18 protein-coding genes and 2 tRNA genes are annotated in these 21,625 nt (G+C 60.8%); 11 read left to right on the top strand and 9 right to left on the bottom strand.

The features are described 5' to 3' along the window. Positions 1–2,097: 2,097 nt before the first annotated feature. A complete protein-coding gene (locus BEP01S_RS17020) occupies positions 2,098–3,204 on the bottom strand; it encodes a ParB/RepB/Spo0J family partition protein (protein ID WP_244882028.1) in 1,107 nt (368 codons plus the stop codon). Positions 3,205–3,328: 124 nt separating this feature from the next. Between BEP01S_RS17020 and BEP01S_RS17015 the strand changes: the two genes are divergently transcribed. Next, positions 3,329–4,141, top strand: coding sequence for a hypothetical protein (locus BEP01S_RS17015; RefSeq protein WP_218004319.1), 813 nt, complete (start codon positions 3,329–3,331; stop codon positions 4,139–4,141). Here BEP01S_RS17015 and BEP01S_RS02920 read toward each other — a convergent pair. From BEP01S_RS02920 to rpmH, 7 genes are all read right to left on the bottom strand, one after another. Further along, on the bottom strand, positions 4,058–4,954 hold the full coding sequence (locus tag BEP01S_RS02920; RefSeq protein ID WP_039211713.1) for a ParA family protein: 897 nt from the start codon (positions 4,952–4,954) through the stop codon (positions 4,058–4,060). The genes BEP01S_RS17015 and BEP01S_RS02920 overlap by 84 nt on opposite strands. A 67-nt stretch (positions 4,955–5,021) precedes the next feature. Continuing rightward, positions 5,022–5,702 (bottom strand): 16S rRNA (guanine(527)-N(7))-methyltransferase RsmG, encoded by a 681-nt coding sequence (gene rsmG, locus BEP01S_RS02915; RefSeq protein WP_083532516.1) that lies wholly within the window; start codon positions 5,700–5,702, stop codon positions 5,022–5,024. Next, on the bottom strand, positions 5,695–6,240 hold the full coding sequence (locus BEP01S_RS02910) for a Jag family protein (protein ID WP_062240410.1): 546 nt from the start codon (positions 6,238–6,240) through the stop codon (positions 5,695–5,697). Before BEP01S_RS02910 ends, rsmG begins: the two co-directional genes overlap by 8 nt. An 8-nt stretch (positions 6,241–6,248) precedes the next feature. Then, on the bottom strand, positions 6,249–7,202 hold the full coding sequence (gene yidC, locus BEP01S_RS02905) for a membrane protein insertase YidC (protein ID WP_062240407.1): 954 nt from the start codon (positions 7,200–7,202) through the stop codon (positions 6,249–6,251). 143 nt (positions 7,203–7,345) lie between these two features. Further along, on the bottom strand, positions 7,346–7,702 hold the full coding sequence (yidD, locus tag BEP01S_RS02900; protein ID WP_241896943.1) for a membrane protein insertion efficiency factor YidD: 357 nt from the start codon (positions 7,700–7,702) through the stop codon (positions 7,346–7,348). Then, positions 7,686–8,051, bottom strand: coding sequence for a ribonuclease P protein component (rnpA, locus tag BEP01S_RS02895; RefSeq protein ID WP_062240404.1), 366 nt, complete (start codon positions 8,049–8,051; stop codon positions 7,686–7,688). The genes yidD and rnpA overlap by 17 nt, the downstream gene beginning before the upstream one ends. Before the next feature lie 2 nt (positions 8,052–8,053). Continuing rightward, complete coding sequence (rpmH, locus tag BEP01S_RS02890; protein WP_039211706.1) at positions 8,054–8,191, bottom strand: 50S ribosomal protein L34; 138 nt, start codon at positions 8,189–8,191, stop codon at positions 8,054–8,056. Between the two features lie 416 nt (positions 8,192–8,607). On the opposite strand from rpmH, the gene dnaA reads away from it, so the two are divergent. The 9 genes from dnaA (at position 8,608) to BEP01S_RS02845 (ending at position 19,869) form a co-directional block, all read left to right on the top strand. Then, the gene (dnaA, locus tag BEP01S_RS02885; protein WP_062240401.1) at positions 8,608–10,281 is read left to right on the top strand and encodes a chromosomal replication initiator protein DnaA; all 1,674 of its coding nucleotides are present in this window, start codon (positions 8,608–8,610) and stop codon (positions 10,279–10,281) included. A gap of 547 nt (positions 10,282–10,828) precedes the next feature. Then, entirely contained in the window at positions 10,829–11,968 is a 1,140-nt protein-coding gene (gene dnaN / locus BEP01S_RS02880) for a DNA polymerase III subunit beta (protein WP_174521210.1), read from the top strand. Further along, positions 11,969–13,105: a DNA replication/repair protein RecF gene (recF, locus tag BEP01S_RS02875; RefSeq protein WP_039211704.1), complete on the top strand. Its 1,137-nt coding sequence runs from the start codon at positions 11,969–11,971 to the stop codon at positions 13,103–13,105. It abuts the gene before it with no gap. Further along, positions 13,102–13,614 carry a DciA family protein gene (locus BEP01S_RS02870; RefSeq protein ID WP_039211703.1) on the top strand — a complete coding sequence of 171 codons (513 nt, stop codon included), beginning with the start codon at positions 13,102–13,104 and terminating at the stop codon, positions 13,612–13,614. Before recF ends, BEP01S_RS02870 begins: the two co-directional genes overlap by 4 nt. A gap of 219 nt (positions 13,615–13,833) precedes the next feature. Then, a complete protein-coding gene (gyrB, locus tag BEP01S_RS02865) occupies positions 13,834–15,831 on the top strand; it encodes a DNA topoisomerase (ATP-hydrolyzing) subunit B (RefSeq protein WP_039211702.1) in 1,998 nt (665 codons plus the stop codon). 141 nt (positions 15,832–15,972) lie between these two features. Further along, entirely contained in the window at positions 15,973–18,540 is a 2,568-nt protein-coding gene (gene gyrA / locus BEP01S_RS02860) for a DNA gyrase subunit A (RefSeq protein WP_062240398.1), read from the top strand. Next, entirely contained in the window at positions 18,537–19,391 is an 855-nt protein-coding gene (locus BEP01S_RS17055) for a DUF3566 domain-containing protein (protein WP_244882027.1), read from the top strand. The genes gyrA and BEP01S_RS17055 overlap by 4 nt, the downstream gene beginning before the upstream one ends. A gap of 161 nt (positions 19,392–19,552) precedes the next feature. Then, a tRNA-Ile gene (locus BEP01S_RS02850) sits at positions 19,553–19,626 on the top strand. Positions 19,627–19,796: 170 nt separating this feature from the next. Next, positions 19,797–19,869 (top strand) — tRNA-Ala (locus tag BEP01S_RS02845). Positions 19,870–19,951: 82 nt separating this feature from the next. Here BEP01S_RS02845 and BEP01S_RS02840 read toward each other — a convergent pair. Beyond that, positions 19,952–20,545, bottom strand: coding sequence for a CHAP domain-containing protein (locus tag BEP01S_RS02840; protein ID WP_062240395.1), 594 nt, complete (start codon positions 20,543–20,545; stop codon positions 19,952–19,954). Between the two features lie 188 nt (positions 20,546–20,733). Here BEP01S_RS02840 and BEP01S_RS02835 point away from each other — a divergent pair, with 188 nt between their 5' ends. Further along, a complete protein-coding gene (locus BEP01S_RS02835; protein WP_218004318.1) occupies positions 20,734–21,606 on the top strand; it encodes an endo alpha-1,4 polygalactosaminidase in 873 nt (290 codons plus the stop codon). The last annotated feature ends 19 nt before the right edge of the window (positions 21,607–21,625 follow it).

Raw genomic sequence — 21,625 nt, 5'->3', positions numbered from 1 at the left:
TCCGTTTCACGTGAAACACCATCGATCGCCCATTCTTCCATCCGACATTCGCGTGAAGTTCAATCCCCACAAACCGCTTGACCGGACACGGAACTCGTCGCGGGAACCACTCCCGACCTCGATGGAAAGGGCAAATAGGGAAAATGGGCAGGGGAATGCGTTCGAGTATGGGCGGCCGTGCCATGCGGACTCATCGCGATGTACAGGCGACAAAGAGGCACATTCAGAATGGTGCATGGCTCTAAAATCTGTTGCAATAGCGTTTGGCGCTGCGATGCTGGACGTCGACCATCACCGCAACCACTTAATGTTCCACGTGAAACACGCAAAATCTGGGCCCGGTAAAAACAGTCATTAGTATCAAACTATGACCTATATCGGGGTTCCAAACGCCAAAAGCACAGTACCGACATGGGTCAGGTGCAGACTTCCTGTTCATAACGGAAGTCAGCCCGATGCCGGCAACTCAGCTTCAAATGCAGTGCCTCAGCCGTCAGCAAACGTTTCACGTGAAACTCCTTCTGAGAGTACGAATGTTTCGTCAACCGACCCAAAGGAGGTGACTGCCTTCTCCGAAGCATCTATCTCTGTCGCTACTCAAACGAGATAGCTGGATTGAACACAAACGGCCTAGATACCGCGCGATCAAGTCTACGCAATAGACAGTCAGCAATCCGACAGCCGACGGAGAGCAAATGGAACTAGATAGGCTTAGTTCAATGGGCCCAATAGACCGACCCATCAATCTGGTTAGTGCTGCGGACCACAGTTTCACGTGAAACAATCTGAATTATGAGTCCTTAGAGTCTATAGACACCGATTTTCGACGGATCCACCGGCTCTTGGGATCGCATTAGCGCGATCAAATCTATTCGCCAACATGCGCTTTTGGATAGACATGGGCCCAATACGGAAGCGTGGATACGGTTCGTAACTGAGCGAACTTCAATGCTGCAGTAATAGCCATATCCAAGTCCGGGTACAAACGTGCCTCCCATGCTATGGACGACAACTCATACCAGTCATGTTTCACGTGAAACGCGAACGACCGTTCCTTCTTCCTCCATAGGAAGTATTGAAGCTACGAAGCGTCATAACGGCAAAATTATCCTTTCCATTATGATCGTTGCGCTCGCTGAGTCCGCACCAACTCACCAACGAACCCATTGGTGGCTAAACAACCTCCAGCAATACTCCGCCAGTCGATCACATATACCCGGCAACGTCAGCTCAAATAGGACCTTTCAACGCCTGAATGACTCGGCGCATCCAAGAGCGGACCAGTGTCACAGACCACCAACCGAACGAGCCCAGGCTCCAGGTGTTGGCGAGCGAGAACTATTGAGACCAATTGCGCGGAAGAGCGAGGTTTCATGTGAAGCATGAGATGTCCGAGCGTCACGCATGGTGTCACTATACCTAAGCGACTTCTTGCACCTGTTACAAAATGCACGCGCTAAAACCTTCGAATCACCCTTTGCAGCAACGAATAATGCGCCGCTGCCTGGTCGTTTCAATACCAACGGGGCAATTTCGAGTCGCCACTGCATCGCGTGCGGCTGCGAATCCCCGTGATCGTCTTATAGACGAACGTTTCACGTGAAATCAAGGTCGCTCGATAGTGCTGAGATGGCACTCCATCGCTCATGCCACCAACCAATGCCGGACGAGTGGAGGTGCGGTCATCCTTGTACACATAACCGGAGATGTCCGCACAAACTAATGATAGGTTACGTCAGCAGCAGACAAGAACCGTCTGGTGACAACGTGCGACAAGGTGTTCACTGAACGGCGACCGTGACGATTAGACACAATAGCTACGGAGCAATATCGCAGACACACACGGCACAGAAGAGTATGGCGCCAGACTTCACACAATTGCCTATCGCAGGCTCCACCATCATTGTTTCACGTTGAACATTCGCGGAATGTCAACGGCCAAAGGTCGTATCCGCTCGGCAAAATCCGTCTAAATGGCTCAGCTCGTAGGAGGCCAAGTCGTCCGAAACGCTCAAGTGGCACATTGATCTCAAGTAGATAGAGATATAACCTCCGCGATAGCTACCGCGGAGGCCATATCGTTTGATTGTTCTCAGATCAGAGTGATTCCTCATTTGAGATCCCCAGGAGACCGAGAATACGATCAAGGTCTTCTTGGTTGGCGAACTCGACGCTCAGTTTGCCCTTTCGTTTACCAACGGAAATGTTCACTTTGGTGTCCAGGCGATCACCCAGACGTTCCGCAACGGCAAGGAACTCTGGAGCCACCTTCGTTGTTGCACGTGAAACATTGATCGAGTCTCCGCGGTTCAGCAGCACAACTGCCTCCTCGGAAGCCCTGACGGAAAGTCCTTCGGCAACAATGCGCTGAGCCAGCACTTCCATATGTTCTGGATCGCGCAGACCCAGAATAGCTCGAGCGTGGCCGGCCGAAATAACGCCGGCGGCCACACGACGCTGCACCAAAGGAGGCAGGCGTAGAAGACGCAGTGTGTTGGAAATCTGAGGGCGAGAACGTCCGATGCGCTCGGAGAGTTCTTCCTGCGTGCATCCGAAGTCCTCGAGCAGCTGACCATAGGCGGCAGCTTCTTCGAGAGGATTGAGTTCTGCACGGTGCAGGTTCTCCAGAAGAGCGTCCCGTAGAAGGTCTGTATCTTCGACGTACCGGATGATTGCCGGAATCGTCGACAGCCCAGCGTCCTTCGTGGCGCGAAGGCGACGCTCACCCATGATGAGCTCGAAGCGGGAATGGTCGCTCGGCTTCTGCCTGACGACGACAGGCTGAAGGACACCGATCTCGCGAATGCTGTGGACGAGCTCGGCCAACAGATCCTCATCAAAGACGGTACGAGGCTGCCTTGGGTTCGCATCAATAAGATCGACGTCAATCTCACCGAACTCCGTATCCGGAATCGACTCGACGCCGTCAATTTCGCCGCTATCGCTATCTTCGTCATCCTCTGACGTGTCAGACTCGCTGGGTTCTTCCATTGAGGAGGAAGTAGTTCCGTCCTCACTGAAATCGGCAACCACAGACGACGACTCCGGCACCGATGCTGCTGACGACCGAATTTCGTCTTCGGCGGCATCCGCATCATCAGCAACTACGGCCGTAGTATTCCGATCTTGGTCGTCAGGGTGCTCGGGGGTCGACTTTTCATCCGACTCAACGTCGTCCTGGTCACGACCGGAAGACGTATACACACCTGGATGAGTTTCACGAACATCATCCTCAACCGAAGGCGCCGACGCGACAGCCTCATTCGACTCGAGCGATTCAGCTTCACTGGCGTTGATTGCCGAGTCTGAAGCTGGAACAGAGGAGGATGTGCTCCGTGTACTGGTTTTCGCCGCTGCAGAGGCCTTCTCCGTGCTCTCAGCAGTCGATGCGGTAGATGACCCAGCCTTCGCCTTCGGTGGGGTGGATTTGGCGGCAGAGGCCGGCTTGGAAGCGTTGCCCCCGTCAGTCTTCGAGGTACTCGACTTAGCCGTGGATGGTTTAGCCGTAGAGACGGAGGTCTTAGTCTCCGGTGTCTTGGCCGTGGAAGTCTTCGCGTTCGTGGTCTTGGAGGTCGACGAATTCGAACTTGGCGTTTTGGAAGCATTCGACTTCGTGCCGGCGGGCTTGGACGCAGTTGTCTTAGCAGATGAGGATTTAGTCGTTGCCGACTTCGTTCCCGTCGACTTCGATGGAGCGGCCTTCGTGCCGATCGACTTCGATTGTGTGGTTGCGGAAGATCCGGCCTTGGCCGTACCCGACTTGGCAGCCGTTGACTTCGAGGAGGATGTCTTCGAAGCAGATGCCTTCGTATCAGTGCCGGTCTCGGTTGCTGTGCTCGTCGAACGCGTTGTTCCTGTTGCCTTCGGCTTGCGTCGCCGAGAAGACTGCATAGAGGCAGCTGGGTCGGTGCGCGCAGTCCGTGACGTCTTCGTCTCGCCGTCGCGCTTGCCGTCTTCCGTGCTCCCGCCGGAGAAGAAGACATCGACCGGACGGTCATTGGAGTTCGCGTCGGGGATCAGTGCTCCGAGACCGCGTCCCAAGCCCCTCTTTTTGCGTTCAACCACGACTTACTCCTCGATTCGCAATTTCTTCAGCAGCTTCCCGATACGACAGGGCGCCGCTGGAATGTGGGTCATATGAGATCACGGTCTGGCCATAACTCGGTGCTTCCGAAATCCTCACAGAACGCGGAATAGCCGTACCGAGCACCTGCTCCGGGAAATGAGTGCGCACATCTTCTGCGACCTGAGCACTGAGGTTCGTCCGTCCGTCATACATCGTGAGCAGAATAGTCGTGATCGCCAATTCGGGATTGAGGTGCTTCTGGATGAGCTGGATGTTCTTCAGCAGCTGGCTGAGACCTTCGAGCGCATAGTATTCGCACTGGATCGGGATGAGGACTTCGCGAGCGGCCACGAAGGCGTTCACTGTCAGGAGGCCGAGACTGGGCGGGCAGTCGATGATGATGTAGTCGACGCGGTCTCCAGCCGCTTCCTCTTCCTTGAGATAGATGCCCAAGGCACGCTGCAGTCGCTGTTCACGAGCAACAAGGGATACGAGTTCGATCTCCGCACCGGCGAGGTCGATCGTAGCCGGCACGCACTTGAGAGTTTCGAAGTCAGGGCACTGTGCCACAGCCTCACGCATCGGCACATCGTCGATGAGGACGTCGTAGATGCTCGTGACTTCGGAATAGTGGTCGATGCCCAGGGCGGTGCTCGCATTGCCCTGCGGATCGATGTCGATGAGCAGGACGTTCAGTCCCTGGTTGGCCAGGGCCGCTGCGATATTCACCGCCGTCGTGGTCTTTCCGACGCCACCCTTCTGGTTCGCGATCGTGAAGATACGGGTCGAGTCCGGCCGTGGAAAGGTTGTCTGCGACAGTCGATCCGCACGCCGGCTATCCCGTGCAATCGCGGCACCAATGGGAGACGACTCATCCATGATCGGCATAGGGCGCACTCCATCATCCATCGGTTTCACAAGGCTCTGATCCAGCCTAGACCAACTCTACTTCGTACTATTTCTTGACGATCTCGACGACACGACTCGGGACCTCGAGGATGCCGCCGCCATCGACGATATGGATCTGAGGCTGGGACAGGCGATACCGCTTGATCAGCTTCTTCGCCTTGACCAACTCACCTTCGACCGAGGCGCCCTTGAGAGCCAGGATCCGTCCTCCGGGGCTGATGACCTCGCGAGTCCATTCGATGAGAGTCGTCATCGCCTTCACCGCGCGTGCGGTCACGACCGTGAACATCTCCTCGTCAACGAGTTCCTCGACCCGTGCACGGACGATGCGCACGTTCTTCAGTCCCAGGTCATCGACGACCATGTTCAGCCATTCGACACGACGTTCCATCGGTTCGATGAGAACGATCTTCACCTCGGGGCGCAACAGTGCGATCGGAATTCCCGGCAGTCCGGCTCCGCTGCCGACATCGCCGACGACATCGTTCTCACCGATGTACTCGGCGACCACGGCGCAGTTGAGGATATGCCGGGTCCACAGACGATCGACCTCGCGCGGACCGATGAGGCCCCACTCGATTCCGGTCGTGGCCAGGTGCTCGGCATACCGCTGCGCGGCAGGAAAAGCCGCACCGAAGTACTCTTCGGTGCCGGCCGGAGGCGTTTCGATCTCCGCTGGCGTCGGTTCGTTCGAGAACTCGATGTCGTTCTCGGGCTGATCAGTCATCGGCGAGCCGGATGACGACATGACGACCGTCGCCTTCGCCCTCGGACTCCGAGACCAGACCGGCGCGGGCCGCCTGGTCATGGATGATCTTGCGCTCGAAGCTGTTCATCGGCTTGAACGCGAACTCGTCGCCGCCGTCCTTGACCTCGTCGATCGCGCGCTTGGCCTTCTTGATCAGCTCTTCGCGGCGGCTGTTGCGGAAGCCGTCGATATCGAGCATCAGCCAGGACCGCTGACCTGTCTGCGTCTGCACTGCCAGACGGCTCAGCTCCTGGAGCGCACCGAGGGTGCGCCCTTCGCGGCCGACCAAGGTGCCCAGGTTCGAGTCATCGTCGTCTTCGCAGACGATGGACAGCTGTGCCCGACCGTCGGCGACATCGATATCGATATCGCCATCGATGTCCGCCAGATCCATCAGCTCTTCGAGGTAATCTGCGGCGATCTCGCCCTCTTCTTCGAGGAGTTCGGCACGGCTCGGCTTCGTCGAGGTGTCTTCCGGAGTCTGCTCGGAGGTCTCGTCGATCTTCTCTTCGGTCATGTCTGTCCTCAGCGCTTCTTGTTCTTCTTACGGTTCTTGCTCACAGGCTGCTGCCGCTGGCCGCTCTTCTTCGGGGCCTCCTCGGTGACAGTCGATCCCTTGAGCTCATCCTGCTTCACAGTCTTGCCCTTGCGAGCCTTGCGCTCAAGCATCTCCTTTTCGGCCTTCGAGCCGGGAGCGGGCATATTGCGGATGACCATGTGCTGCTGGGCCATCGTCCAAGTGTTCGAGACCAGCCAGTAGATGAGGACACCGAGCGGGAAGTAGATTCCGCCGATGCCGAAGACGAGAGGCATAACGTAGAGCAGCATCTTCTGCGACTGCATCATCGGGTTGGCCATTGCCGACTCCGACATGTTCTTCGCCATCATCTGCTTCTGCGTGATGAACATGGTGGCGGCCATGATGACGATGAGCACACCGGTCAGGAGCTTGACCCCGAAGCCCGGGCTTGTGAATGTCTCGGACAGGTGAATGCCGAAGATCGAGGACTGCTCGGCCTGAATCGCCAGCTGCTGCGTGAAACCGCCGATGGCTCCGACGTCACCGGAGGCGACCTTCGGCATATTGTGGATGACGCGGAAGAGCGAGAAGAAGATGGGCATCTGCACGAGCAGCGGCAGACACGATGCCCACGGGCTCGTCTTGTTGTCGCGGAACAGCGCCATCTGCTCTTCGGCCATGGCCTGACGCGAGTACTGATCCTTCTTGCCTTTGTACTTCGCCTGCAGACGCTGGATCTCCGGCTGCAGCAGCTGCATCTTGCGCTGCGACTTGATCTGGTAGACGAAGAGAGGGATGAGGAGAGCACGGATGACCACGGTCAGTCCGGCGATCGAGAGCACCCAGGTCCAACCGCTGTCGGCTTGGAGACCGATTGCGGTAAAGATCTCATGAAAGATCGCGAGGATCCAAGCAACTACCCACTGCAGCGGGTAGAGCAGCTTGTCCATCCAGTCCATTCAGTTCTCCTCGTTACACCGATTCTTGCGCGAAGTTCATTTTGCCATTGTTCACAGGTCTGCGCGACACGACGCGTGCCCCGCCACAGTCCGCTTGATCGCGCTCGCGCGCGGACTGACAAGTCCATTCTGTTCAGCTGTGTTCAGCTGTGTGCCTGACCGCGGTGGATGGTCTTCGACCTGGCCTCCCGCGCCGATCCCGGCACATGATCGACACCACCGTGCGACCATGGATTGCAGCGCAGTATGCGCCACCCAGTTAACACCACTCCCTTGAGAACTCCGTGTATCTCGAAGGCTTCGAGACCATACATGGAGCAGCTGGGATAGTAGCGGCACACTTGGCCGTAGAGAGGCGAGATCACGATCCGATAGGCGCGGATGAACCATACGAACGGCATCCTCGGACCGACCATGATGATCCAGCCGACAGTGGGCCAGAATCCGGCCGGCCGACGGGGCACCTCGGAGACATGTTTCAGATCATGCTCGGCGTCCACGACGTTCCAGCTTCTTCTCTGCTTTGACCAGCAGCTCGTCGACCTCGGCGGACAGAACGGCGAAGTCGGCTTGTCCCGCATGCGGCAGCGCCCGGATGACGAACAGCTCTCCTGCTCTCAGCTCACCGAGACGTGCACGCATGATCTCGCGCAGCCGACGCTTGGTGCGGTTGCGCACCACGGCGTTTCCGACGGCCTTGGATACGATGAAACCCACGCGCGCAGCGTGGGTATCATCGGTGCCTCTCAGGCTGTGCGCCATGAGATGCTCTGAGCGCACCCGGACCCCGGCTCTGAAGATTCGTCTGAAGTCTTCGCCGCTGCGGATCCGATGTGCCGCGTGAAGCATGCTCAGGCCGAAATGTCGGAACGACCCTTGCGACGACGTGCGGCCAGGATCGAGCGGCCAGCGCGGGTGCGCATGCGCAGACGGAAGCCGTGCTTCTTGGCGCGCTTACGGTTGTTGGGCTGGAATGTACGCTTGCTCACTTCAGTCTCCGATTTCTAGGTTGCGGGTGAACGCCGGTGCGTTCTCACAAAAAACGGCGGTGCGAGTCTCGACCGCCGAGCACTCCTGTGCATAAGAGCCAAAAGATAATCAGGATAATCGGATGAAGCCCGGTACACAGGACACTCCATCTTAGCGAGGCGGAATCCGAGCGGTCAAACGGGATCCGCATGTTTCACGTCACGCTCGCCCGAAATTCATCCCCGTTCGCGTTCCCGTCATCAGACCCCATCCACAAGTCACACCCATGTAGTTTTCCACAAGCTTATCCACGAGTGTGGAGATTCACTGGGCTGAGTCGGCAATCATCCACATTCTGTGGAAAACTATGTGGAAGTCATGCACAGGTGTGGATCACGCCAGAACGAATTTTTTTGAAAGCTGAGGAAATGTGACGGTGTCGAATTCCAAGAATGAGCTCATCAGCCGCTGGCGCACGGTGGTCTCAAACCTGGAAGAGGACCCAGACCTCACGTCCCATCAGAAGGGGTTCCTCTCCCTCGCCCTGCCGAAGGCGCTCGTCGACAATGCCCTCGTCCTTCTTGCGGTGCGCGACGAGCACACCCGCCGCACTATCGAGACCCGGCTGCTCGGCCCTCTGACCCGGGAGTTCTCCAAGGTCCTCGGTTTCGAGGTGACCTTCGGCTTCGTCGTCGATCCCGAGCTCGACGTACCGATCCGCTTCGAAGATCTCATCGGAGAGCCGACCCCGGGAACCCCGGTTCCCATCGACCCGGTCACCTCCACCTCGGCGACGGGTTCCCCTGAACCCACACCCGCCGAGGCGACCGAACCGGTGCGACCGACCCCCGCCGATCATTCGGCGCCCGGATACGTCCAACCGAATCACGGTCAGCCCGCTGCACAGACTCCGAACACTCAGATGCCGCATGCGCAGACGAGCGCACCGCCGGCGGCACAGCAGCCTCAGGCGCCGGCCGAATCGAGGATGACCGACCGGGAGATGAAGATCGCCGAGGCGACTGCCGCCCCGATGGGTCCGCCCGTCGATGCTCCCGGCGTCGCTCAGCTCAATCCGAAGTACACCTTCGACACCTTCGTGATCGGTGCTTCCAACAGGTTCGCCCATGCCGCTGCGTTCGCCGTCGCCGAGGCACCGGCCAAGGCCTACAACCCTCTGTTCATCTATGGGGAGTCGGGACTGGGCAAGACCCACCTGCTCCATGCGATCGGCTACTACGCGACTCAGCTGTTCCCCGAGATCCGGGTGAAATACGTCTCCAGCGAAGAGTTCGTCAACGACTTCATCAATACGATCGGTTCGTCGAAGACCTCGAACGCTCTGCGTCCGGCCTTCCAGCGCCGCTACCGTGAGGTCGATATCCTCATGATCGATGACATCCAGTTCCTGCAGGGCAAGGATGCGACCGTCGAAGAGTTCTTCCATACCTTCAATGCACTGCACAATGAGGCCAAACAGGTCGTCATCACCTCAGATCAGCCGCCGAAGATGCTCAAGGGCTTCGAAGAGCGGCTGCGCTCCCGCTTCGAATGGGGTCTGCTCACGGATGTGCAGCCGCCGGATATGGAGACACGGTTCGCGATTCTGCGTCGCAAGGCCGCAGCCGAACAGCTCGACGTCCCCGATGACGTCCTCGAATACATCGCCTCCCGGGTGTCCTCGAACATCCGCGAACTCGAGGGCGCCCTCATCCGAGTCACGGCTTTCGCCAACCTCAACGATCAGCAGATCGACGTCTCCCTGGCCGAAACCGTCCTCAAGGACTTCATCACCCCCGATGACACCCCTGCAGTCACGGCCGCGGACATCATGGGCCAGACCGCTGCCTACTTCAGCCTCACTCTCGATGACCTGTGCGGAACCTCCCGGTCCCGGACGCTCACGACGGCCAGGCAGATCGCCATGTATCTGTGCCGTGAGCTCACCGACCTCTCCCTGCCCAAGATCGGGCAGGCATTCGGTGGACGCGATCACACTACCGTTATGCATGCGAACAAGAAGATTCGAACTCAGATGGCCGAAAGACGGGCCGTCTACACTCAGGTCACCGAACTCACAAACCGCATTAAACAACAGCACCGCCTATAGAAGACGTCATACACATCTGTGGATAACCCTGGGGACAATTGCTCACAGCTGGGGATAGAACGGTGGACAGAACCGCTCCAGGGGTGGAAAGATGTGAACTACATGCTTGTGTTTACCCAAGCGCCCACCGACGCCTCCGTCGCGGTGAACAAGGCATCCACAAGCCCATAAGCGGTCGAATCCCTTGATTACTCTGGGGTAAGCGGCACTTGTCCACAGTCTCCACAAGTGCTGATACTTCTACCAAGTGAATTCAACTCTTAAGAGGGCGACCGCCACCGACTGCTGCGGTGGGTGAGCTTCGAGCTCAGGACCTCGAGCTCAGCACAGGTGCAGAGCTGACGATTATTCGAACACAGGATCTCAGCTGATTCTCGAATGCGAGATTCACTCTTTGAACACCCTTTTCGGCCGGCACTCCTGAGGTGGTCACAAATCGGATAGGCTGTGTAAAGTTTTCCGAGCAGTATCGAGCCTGTGACTCGCAACCCGGAATCTTGTGCCAGATGCCCAGTGCAGGTCGGGTGGCCACCCCCGAAGGAGTAAAGTGAACGCGGAAGCATCCCCCTTGAAGTTCAAAGTCAATCGCGACGTTCTCGCTGACGCTGTTGCCTGGGCGACCAAGACTCTGCCCAATCGTCCTTCCGCTCCGGTCCTCACCGGCATCCTCATCACCGCCGAAGCCGGCGGCACTGTGCGCCTTGCCGTCTTCGACTACGAAGTCTCCTCCCGCGTCGAGATCGTCGCCGATGTCGCCTCCGCAGGAACGGTCCTCGTCTCCGGTCGTCTGCTCGCCGACATCTCCAAGGCGCTGCCGAACCAGGAGGTGACCCTCGAACAGATCGATGCGAAGGTCGACGTCACCTGCGGTTCCTCTCGCTTCTCACTGATGACGATGCCAGTGGCCGAATACCCGGCACTGCCGCAGATCCCCGACGACTCCGGCACCGTTTCCGCCGGTGAGTTCCAGAACGCCGTCTCGCAGGTCACCATCGCGACCTCGAAGGACGACACTCTGCCGATCCTCACCAGCGTGCGCGTCGAGATCGAGGGCGAGAAGGTCACAATGCTTGCCACGGACCGCTACCGTCTGGCCGTTCGCGAATTCACCTGGAACCCGGGACGTCCCGACGTCTCGGCCGTGGCTCTGCTGCGCGGACGCACACTCTCCGATGTCTCGAAGTCCCTCGGCGGCGATGTCACCATCGGTCTGAGCACCGATGCGGGCAAGGATCTCATTTCCTTCACCTCGGCGGGCCGAGTCACCACGTCGCTGCTCATCGAGGGCGAATATCCGAAGGTCCGTTCGCTGTTCCCGGAGTCGGTTCCGATCCATGCCATCGTCGAGACCGCCGTGCTGCGTGAAGCAGTCCGTCGCGTCTCCCTCGTGGCCGAACGCAACACACCGCTGCGCTTCGAGGTCACCGACGGAATGCTCACCCTCCACGCCGGCACCGGTGACGACGCTCAGGCCTCCGAAGCCGTCGAAGCAACCCTCCAGGGCGACGAGATCACCGTCGGCTTCAACCCGCACTACATCGCCGAGGGTCTCGCCGCTGTCGAGAGCCCGTACGTGAACTTCTCCTTCACCCAGCCGATGAAACCGGTCATCATCTCCGGGCAGAAGGAACTCGATGGCCCTGCCGACGAGTCCTATCGCTATCTGCTCATGCCCACCCGCATCTGAATGTGGATATCCCGACTCTCCCTGCGTGACTATCGGTCGTATCCGGAGCTCGACCTCGAGTTCTCACCCGGAGTCACCACATTCGTGGCCGACAACGGGACCGGGAAGACCAATATCGTCGAGGCGATCGGGTATCTGGCTCATCAGCGCTCCCACCGGGTCGCCTTCGACGCTCCGCTCGTCCACGACGGCAGACCTGCTGCGACGGTGTCCGCCCTGGTCAATCGGGATCAGCGCCACGCCACCGTCGAGGTCACCATCCAGGCCAAAGGCGCCAACCGGGCTCGGGTCAATCGCAATGCGGTGAAGCTCAAAGACATCCTCGGCCTCGTCTCCTGTGTGGTCTTCGCTCCCGAGGACCTCAGCCTGGTGAGAGGCGAACCTGCCGAACGCCGGTCATGGATCGACACTCTCGTCGTGGCCCGCAATCCCCGCTTCGCCTCGATCATCACGGACTTCGAGCGGGCACTCAAACAGCGCAATGCTCTGCTCAAACGACTCCGCGAGGATCGCGATCCCGGCCTCGAGACGACTCTCGACATCTGGAACATGGCCTACGCGGACTCTGCGGCCGAGCTCGTGTTCGGTCGGCAGCGGATCCTCGCCGATATCGTCGAGCCGCTGCAGACGAACTTCGCCTATATCGCCGCCGATGCCCGGCTGGAGCGGCAAGGCGCCCATATCGCCTACGATTCGCGCATCGACTACTCGCAGGCCGAATCCGCTGCCGACTGCAAGGAGCTGCTGCTCGCGGCCCTCGACCGTCGCCGGACGACGGAGATCGAGCGCGGACTGACCCTGCACGGACCCGGTCGCGATGACCTGTCGCTGATGATCGGCAGCCATCCGGCAAAGGGCTACGCCTCTCACGGCGAGACCTGGTCGCTGGCACTGGCCATGCAGCTGGCCGGATGGGACCTGCTCTCCACCGATGCCGGAAGTGCGGCCGAACAGCCGATCCTCGTTCTCGACGACGTCTTCGCCGAACTCGACACCGGTCGGCGCCAGCGTCTGGCCTCGAGAGTGACCTCGGCCGAGCAGGTCTTCATCACGGCGGCCGTCGACTCCGATCTGCCGGCGGGCCTCGAAGGGATCCGGATCGACCAGTCCCGACTCCTGCAGAGCAACGCATCATGAGCGGCATCGCCCGGGACTACTCCACTCCCGTCGCCGCGCTCGAAGCCCTCGACCGAGTCCGGCGGATGGAGGTCACCGAAGCGAAGTTCGTCCGCAGCCGTCGACGCTCTCGTCTGCGCGGCGAAGTCGTCTACTCCGGATCGGGCAGAGACGGCCGTGACCCGAAGACGGTGTCTTCCGTGCTCGGCTCGCTCATCACTGACCGCGGCTGGTCGTCCTCACTCGACATCGGCAAGGTGCTCGGCCGGTGGCCCGACCTCGTCGGACCCCAAGTGGCCCAGCACGCGACTCCCGTCGACTTCTCGCCTCCGCTGCTCGTCATCGCAGCGGACTCGACGACCTGGGCGACCCAGCTGCGGGTGCTCAAACCGACGATCCTGCGCAAGCTCGAGGAAGGGCTGGGCTCGGCGACGATCACCGAGATCGAGATCAAGGGACCACAGGGGCGCAGCTTCAAACGCGGACGACGGTCGGTGGCCGGCCGCGGACCCCGGGACACATTCGGGTGAACCGGATGGCCGCCTCGGCGAAATTCCGGGAAGCGACCCTGCATTTCTGTTAAGAACACAGAGGGCCTTAAACGGCCATAGCCGCTCCCTCACCTGTCCGGGGGTACATCTGCGGCACGAAAATTCGGGAAATACGCCTTCACAGGCCGCTTACGGGCATTTCAGCGTGCGGCGCGGTAGAATGGGGAGCTGATAGCGACCATCCGAACAAGGAGTCATATGACGACCGAGGATCAGCCTCATTATGATGCCGGCGACATCACTGTGCTCGAGGGTCTCGAGGCAGTCCGGAAACGACCCGGCATGTACATCGGTTCGACCTCGGAACGCGGTCTCCACCACCTCGTTCAGGAGATCGTCGACAACTCCGTCGACGAGGCGATGGCCGGCTATTGCGATCATATCGAGGTCACCATCCTCGCCGACGGCGGCGTCCGCGTCACCGATGACGGCCGTGGAATGCCGGTGGCCATGCACCCGACGGAGGGCAAGCCGACCGTCGAGGTGATCCTCACGATCCTCCACGCCGGCGGCAAGTTCGGCGGCGGCGGATACGCCGTGGCCGGTGGTCTCCACGGTGTCGGTTCGACCGTCGTCAACGCACTGTCCGAACGCCTCGAAGTCGAGGTCAAGCGCGACGGCTATGTGTGGAACATGGACTTCGTCCGCGGTGTGCCCACCGGCGAACTGCAGCGCGGCGAGGCGACCGATGAGACCGGCACGACCGTGACCTTCTGGCCGGACGGCACGATCTTCGAGACCACGGACTTCTCCTATGAGTACCTCCGTGCGCGCTTCCAGCAGATGGCCTTCCTCAACAAGGGCCTGAAGATCAGCCTCACGGATGAGCGCCACAACGAGGTCGACGACGAGGATGTCCAGATCGACGAGGACGAGGCGAACGAGTGGAAGCCGCGCACCGTCACCTACGAATACGCGAACGGCCTGCTCGACTATGTCGAGTACCTCAACTCGACGAAGAAGGCCGACCTCGTCCACCCCGATGTCATCGTCTTCGAAGCCGAAGAGGGTGAACAGACTCTGGCGCTCGAGATCGCGATGCAGTGGACGACGTCGTACAACGAATCCGTTCACACCTACGCCAACGTCATCAACACCCATGAGGGCGGCACTCACGAAGAGGGCTTCCGCACGGCACTGACCTCGCTGGTCAACTCCTATGCGAAGGAACAGAAGCTGCTGCGCGACAAGGATCCGAACCTCACCGGCGACGACATCCGCGAGGGCCTCACAGCCGTCATCTCCGTCAAGCTCGGCGACCCTCAGTTCGAGGGCCAGACGAAGACGAAGCTCGGCAACTCCGAGGTGAAGGGCTTCGTCCAGCGCGTGGTCCGCGACGAGCTCGGTCACTGGTTCGAGTCGAACCCGGCCCAGGCCAAGGACGTGGTGCGCAAGGCACTGCAGGCCTCGCAGGCACGGATGGCCGCCCGCAAGGCCCGCGAAGCTACTCGCCGCAAGGGACTGCTCGAGTCCTCGGGCATGCCCGGCAAGCTCAAGGACTGCCAGTCGAAGGACCCGACGATCTCCGAGGTCTTCATCGTCGAGGGTGACTCGGCCGGCGGCTCGGCGACTCAGGGCCGCAATCCGAACACTCAGGCGATCCTGCCGCTGCGCGGAAAGATCCTCAACGTCGAAAAGGCTCGACTCGATCGCGCGCTGGGCAACAACGAAGTCCAGGCGATGATCACGGCCTTCGGCACCGGCATCGGCGAGGAGTTCGATCTCGAGAAGCTGCGGTACCACAAGATCGTCCTCATGGCTGACGCCGATGTCGATGGTCAGCACATCACGACCCTGCTGCTGACGCTGATCTTCCGGTACATGAAGCCGCTCATCGAGCACGGCTACGTCTACCTCGCCACCCCGCCGCTCTACCGCATCAAGTGGTCGAACGCCCCGCACCAGTTCGCGTACACGGACAAGGAGCGCGACGGACTGCTCGAGACTGGGCGGGCCGCAGGCAAGCGACTGCCCAAGGACCTCGCGATCCAGCGCTACAAGGGTCTGGGCGAGATGAACTACGAGGAGCTGTGGGAGACGACGATGGATCCCGACCACCGGCTGCTCAAGCAGGTGTCGCTCGACGATGCGATCGTCGCCGACGAGATCTTCACCGTCCTCATGGGCGATGACGTGGATTCGCGTCGCCGCTTCATCCAGGAGAACGCGAAGGACGTCCGCTTCCTCGACATCTGATCGTCCGTCCTCACCGGGGCAGCCGCCTCGGTGAGGGTGGGAGATCGGATGCACTGCCCCCATTCTTTGCACGTACCAATCGCCGCCGCACACGGCTGAGATCCAGCCGGACACGGTTCGAACACAAGGGAAGAGCCCACATTGGCCGACGAGAACGATATCGGAACAGAAATCAACCGGATCGAACAGGTTGATCTCAACCTCGAGATGCAGAGGTCGTACCTCGATTACGCGATGAGCGTGATCGTCGGCCGCGCCCTGCCCGACGTCCGCGACGGACTCAAACCCGTCCACCGCCGCGTCCTCTACGCGATGTTCGACGGCGGCTACCGGCCCGACCGCAACTTCTCCAAGTGCTCCCGCGTCGTCGGCGACGTCATGGGCCAGTACCACCCGCACGGTGACACGGCGATCTACGACGCCATGGTCCGCCTCGTGCAGCCGTGGACGATGCGCTACCCGCTCGTGTCCGGACAGGGCAACTTCGGATCCCCGGGCGACGACGGAGCGGCCGCACCGCGTTATACCGAGTGCAAGATGGCGCCCCTGGCCATGGAGATGGTCCGGGACATCGAAGAAGGCACCGTCGACTTCCAGGACAACTACGACGGCCGCAACCAGGAGCCGATGGTTCTGCCCTCCAGGTTCCCGAACCTGCTGGTCAACGGCTCGGCCGGCATCGCCGTGGGCATGGCCACGAACATTCCTCCGCACAACCTGCGTGAGGTCGCCCAGGGTGCCCAGTGGCTGCTGTCCCACCCGGAGGCGAGCAAGGAGGAAGCTCTCGAAGCGCTCCTCGGCATCATCAAGGGACCCGACTTCCCGATGGGCGCGACGATCCTCGGCCGCAAGGGCATCGAGGACACCTATCGCACCGGCCGTGGATCGATCACTCAGCGCGCGGTCGTCGAGGTCGAGGAGATCCAGGGCCGCACCTGCCTCGTCGTGACCCAGCTGCCGTACATGGTCAACCCGGACACCCTGGCCGCGAAGATCGCCTCCTACGTCAAGGACGGCAAGGTCGCGGGCATCGCGGATCTCCGCGACGAGTCCTCGGGCCGTACCGGTCAGCGCCTGGTCATCGTGCTCAAGCGCGACGCAGTGGCCAAGGTCGTGCTCAACAACCTGTACAAGCACACCTCGCTGCAGGAGAACTTCTCCGCGAACATGCTGGCGCTCGTCGACAGCGTGCCGCGCACACTGAGCATCGACTCGTTCCTGCGTCTGTGGGTCAAGCACCAGATCGAAGTCATCGTCCGCCGTACGCAGTTCCGTCTGCGCAAGGCCGAGGAACGCGCTCATATCCTGCGCGGCTACCTCAAGGCCCTCGACGCCCTCGACGAGGTCATCGCTCTGATCCGCCGCTCCCCGTCCTCGGACGAGGCACGGACCGGACTGATGGAGCTGCTCGAGGTCGACGAAATTCAGGCCAATGCGATCCTCGACCTGCAGCTGCGCCGACTGGCCGCACTGGAGCGTCTGAAGATCCAGGAAGAGGCCGATAAGATCGAACAGCTGATTGCCGAGTACAACCACATCCTGGAAACACCGTCTCGTCAGCGCGAGATCGTGTCCGAGGAACTCGACGAGATCGTCGAACGCTACGGTGATGACCGTCGTACGAAGATCCTCGCCGGATTCGACGGCGATGTGTCCATCGAAGACCTCATCCCCGAAGAGGAAGTCGTCGTCACGATCACCCGTGGCGGTTATGCGAAGCGGACCCAGTCGAACCTGTACCGCGCGCAGCACCGCGGCGGCAAGGGCATCAAGGGAGCGGCGCTGCGCGGCGATGACGTCGTCGAGCAGTTCTTCGTCACCTCCACTCACAACTGGCTGCTGTTCTTCACGAACACGGGCCGCGTGTACCGGGCGAAGGCCTACGAACTGCCCGAGGGTTCACGTGATGCCAAGGGTCAGCATGTGGCGAACCTGCTGGCGCTGCAGCCCGGCGAGCAGATCGCGAAGGTGCTTTCGATCCGCGACTACGAAGAAGCTGAGTTCCTCATCCTCGCCACCCGTTCCGGTGTGGTGAAGAAGACCCGCCTGACCGAGTACGACTCGAACCGCACCGGCGGTGTCATCGCCATCAACCTGCGCGAATACAAGGGTCAGCCCGATGAGCTGGTCTCGGCTCGCATCGTCGGTGCCGAAGACCACCTGCTGCTGATCTCGCGCAAGGGCATGTCGATCCGCTTCGCCGCCGATGACGAATCGATCCGCCCCCTGGGCAGGGTCACCGGAGGCGTCACCGGTATGAAGTTCAAGGAAGACGACGAGCTGCTCACGATGGACGTCGTCCAGCCCGACACCTACGTCTTCGTCGTCACCGAGGCCGGTTACGCCAAGCGCACCCCGGTCGACGAATATCGTCTGCAGGGCCGTGGCGGTCTGGGAATCCGGGTTGCGAAGATCACCGAACAGCGCGGAGACTTGGTAGGCGGACTCATCGTCGAAGACGGTGAAGAGGTCCTCGTGGTCATGGAGCGCGGTAAGATCGTTCGGTCGAGCATCGATGAAGTTCCGGCGAAGGGACGCAACACCATGGGTGTGGTGTTCGCGAAACCGGACAAGAAAGACCGTATTATCGCAGTGACCCGTGGGCCCGAAGCCGAGGTCGAAGACGAGATCGAAAGCGAAGACGATGCCGAAGTCCCGGAAGGTGAGGTCGCAGAGCCTCAGGCCGGCAACGAGGATGTGGAAGAGTGAGCGATAGCAAACAGCCAGGCTCAGGGAAGATCATAAGGACGTCGAGCGGCTCGACCCGTCTGACGGCCGGGTCGTCGAAGTCGGACGAGAAGCCGGCTGCAGCATCCGGTTCGGGTTCGAACTCCGGTTCCGGTGCGAACCAGGGTTCAGGGTCCGGTCGCGGCTCCTCGGGTCCGAACAGCCAGAACGCCACCGTTGTCGCACCTCCCGCCCCGAAGGCGTCGCCGAAGCCCAACCGCGCTCCCTCGGCCGGTTCGGCACCGTCGGCTCACACCGGATCGCAGGGTTCAGGTGCTCAGACCGGATCTCAGGGATCCGGGGCACCGACTTCCGGTTCGCAGGGATCGGGCTCCCAAGGATCGGGCGGCGATAACCGCACCGCCACCTCGGTGATGGGAAATGCAGCGAACACCGTCCGCGCCAGCTCCGGCAGCGTGAAGATGGGCGTGAAGAACATGGTCGAGGGCGGAAAGGGCAAAAAGAAGAAGGGCCCACGCACCGTCCGCCTCACCGTCTCCGCGGTCGACCCCTGGTCGGTCATGAAGATGTCGTTCCTCATGTCCGTGGCGATCGGCATCGCCACTATCGTCGCCTTCATCGTGCTGTGGGTCGTGCTGCAGGCGACCGGCGTGATGAGCGGCCTCGAGTCGACGATGAGTGAGCTCGCCGGCGCCGAGTCGGCCGAGCGAATCATCGGCATCTTCGGCTTCGGCCGAGTCGTCGCAGCCGGCTTCATCATCGCTGTCATCAACATTGTGCTGATGACGGCGCTGTCGACCTTGGCGGCCTTCATCTACAACATCGGCTCCCTCATCGCCGGCGGATTCAGTCTCACCCTCACCGACGACTGACCCCCTCCCCAATTGCTACCTGACGGCGGCCCAGCAACCTCGCGCGAGGTATCTGGGCCGCCGTCAGGTAGTTCTGGGAGGGTGTGAGGGGTGTCACCTAGCGCCGATTTGTGTTTGTCTGCTCCTGATGGGTATTGTTTTACTTCGGGTTCACCCGATAAGGGCCTATAGCTCAGGCGGTTAGAGCGCTTCGCTGATAACGAAGAGGTCCCTGGTTCAAGTCCAGGTAGGCCCACGTCCTGTCACAACAGGATTTCCTTTCGAGGAGGATCATGAGAAGATGGATTCTCAGCGGTCTCACATTAGTGGGACTCGGAGTGTTCTTCGGGTGGCGGCACCAGAACCAGAGTGCCCAGGCCGAATGGTCCGAACACACCGACTCGGTGTGAGGGTGTGAACCCGTCCGGGGGTATGGCGCAATTGGTAGCGCATCTGCTTTGCAAGCAGAGGGTTAGGGGTTCGAGTCCCCTTACCTCCACTCGAGTAGTTTTGAGACAGCACTCGTAAAACGAAGGCTCCGAACCATTGCGGTTCGGAGCCTTCGTCGTTGCGAAAACCTATCAGGCGCGCCAGTAGCCCAAGTAGCCATCGATGAGGCCGTCATAGGTGTGCAGGCTGCGGTCGCCGTTGAAGTTCTGGTGCCACACCTGGCCTTCGTAGTAGATGCCGATGTGACCGTAGGCGGTGGTGTTGTCGCCGTCGCCCCAGACGAGGATGTCGCCGTTCTCGAACTTCTGGTCGGTGTGCCAGGTGAAGCCGTTCGCCTTCATCTTGTCACCGCCGGAGCCGCCTGCCTGATAGTCGACGGCGTTGCCCCACGCTCCGTGGTCGACGCCGTAGACCTCTTCGAGGGCCCGGGAGATGAGGCTGACGCATTCTCCCTGGTAGCCGCCCTGCGAGTTCGCCAGCGACTGGCCCTTGTAGTGCTTGAGGAAGTCTCCGATGTTCGAGAACTTCTTCTCCGCCTCCGGGCTTGCCGAGGCGGTGCCGGAGTCCGCAGCCGAGTTCTCGGCTGCGGCGGAGGCGGCTCCCGCGGAAGCGGCGGGCGGTGCCGCCGGCTGGGCGGCGGAGGCGATCGAACTGGAGCCGAGCACGGCGGCTCCGGCGATCATCGCAGCTGTCATGGTCTTCGTGGTGACGTTCTTCAGAGTCATTCTCATCCGTTCGTTCCGCTTGACTGTGTGACTGGTACTGACTTTCCAGGAGACGATCCGCCTCGGTGACGGGTCGTCTCCTCTGCCGACGTTAACAGCGCTTAAGTGAACATCCGATACGTCGAATCGAAGAGAGTGTGAACTCCGCCGCGACATCGATGTCGGCCGCCTCCGTCTACAGTGTTTCCATGAGACCTCTGCTGAGCCCGATTCCACCGCGGTGGATGGCGGCCGCGGTCGCCATCGGCATTGCGGTGGCAATGGGCGGCTGTTCAGCGAACGCTTCGCCGCCATCGACGATGCCGACCTCAGGAGCGCCCTCGCTGCCGACGTCAGGAACCTTCGACTACCAGCTCGGCGGATCCTATGACTCGCTGCCGGATTCGCGGGGCCGCATCGATATCGTCGTCCGCGACGCGGATGCCGCGCCGCTGACCGGGGCCTACTCCGTCTGCTACGTCAACGGCTTCCAGACCCAACCTGACGAGGCCGCGGACTGGCGCGACCACGCTGACCTGCTGCTCCACGATGCCGCCGGTGACCTGGTCGTCGACCCCGATTGGCCGGACGAACACATCCTCGACCCCTCGACCGCAGACCGACGAACCAGGATCCTCGACGTCATCGGCCCCGTCTTCGACGGCTGCGCCGAATCCGGATTCGACGCCGTGGAGATCGACAATCTCGACACGGCCGACCGATTCCCCGACATCGACCGAACCGGTGCCCTGGAACTCGCGGCCGCGTATGTCGACCGTGCCCATGCCCATGGTCTGTCGATCGCACAGAAGAACGCCGCTGAGCTCGCCGACACCGCTCATTCTCAGCTCGGCTTCGATTTCGCCGTGGCCGAGGAATGCGCCGCTTTCGACGAATGCGCCGCGTACACCGAGATCTACGGCGACCGTGTCCTCGCCATCGAATATCCTGACACCCTCGCCGAGGCGGGGCTGGACTTCGCCAACGCCTGCACCGTCCCCGATCGTCCGCCGCTGATGATCCAGCGCGACCGCGACCTCGTCGCCGCAGGCGATCACGGGTACCGATACGACACCTGCTGAGGAGACCGAGCGAGCAGTG

Origin of the sequence: Brevibacterium epidermidis NBRC 14811 (genome assembly GCF_001570805.1) — a bacterium.
Lineage (GTDB): Bacteria > Actinomycetota > Actinomycetes > Actinomycetales > Brevibacteriaceae > Brevibacterium > Brevibacterium epidermidis.
This window is presented reverse-complemented; position numbering and strand designations above follow the sequence as displayed.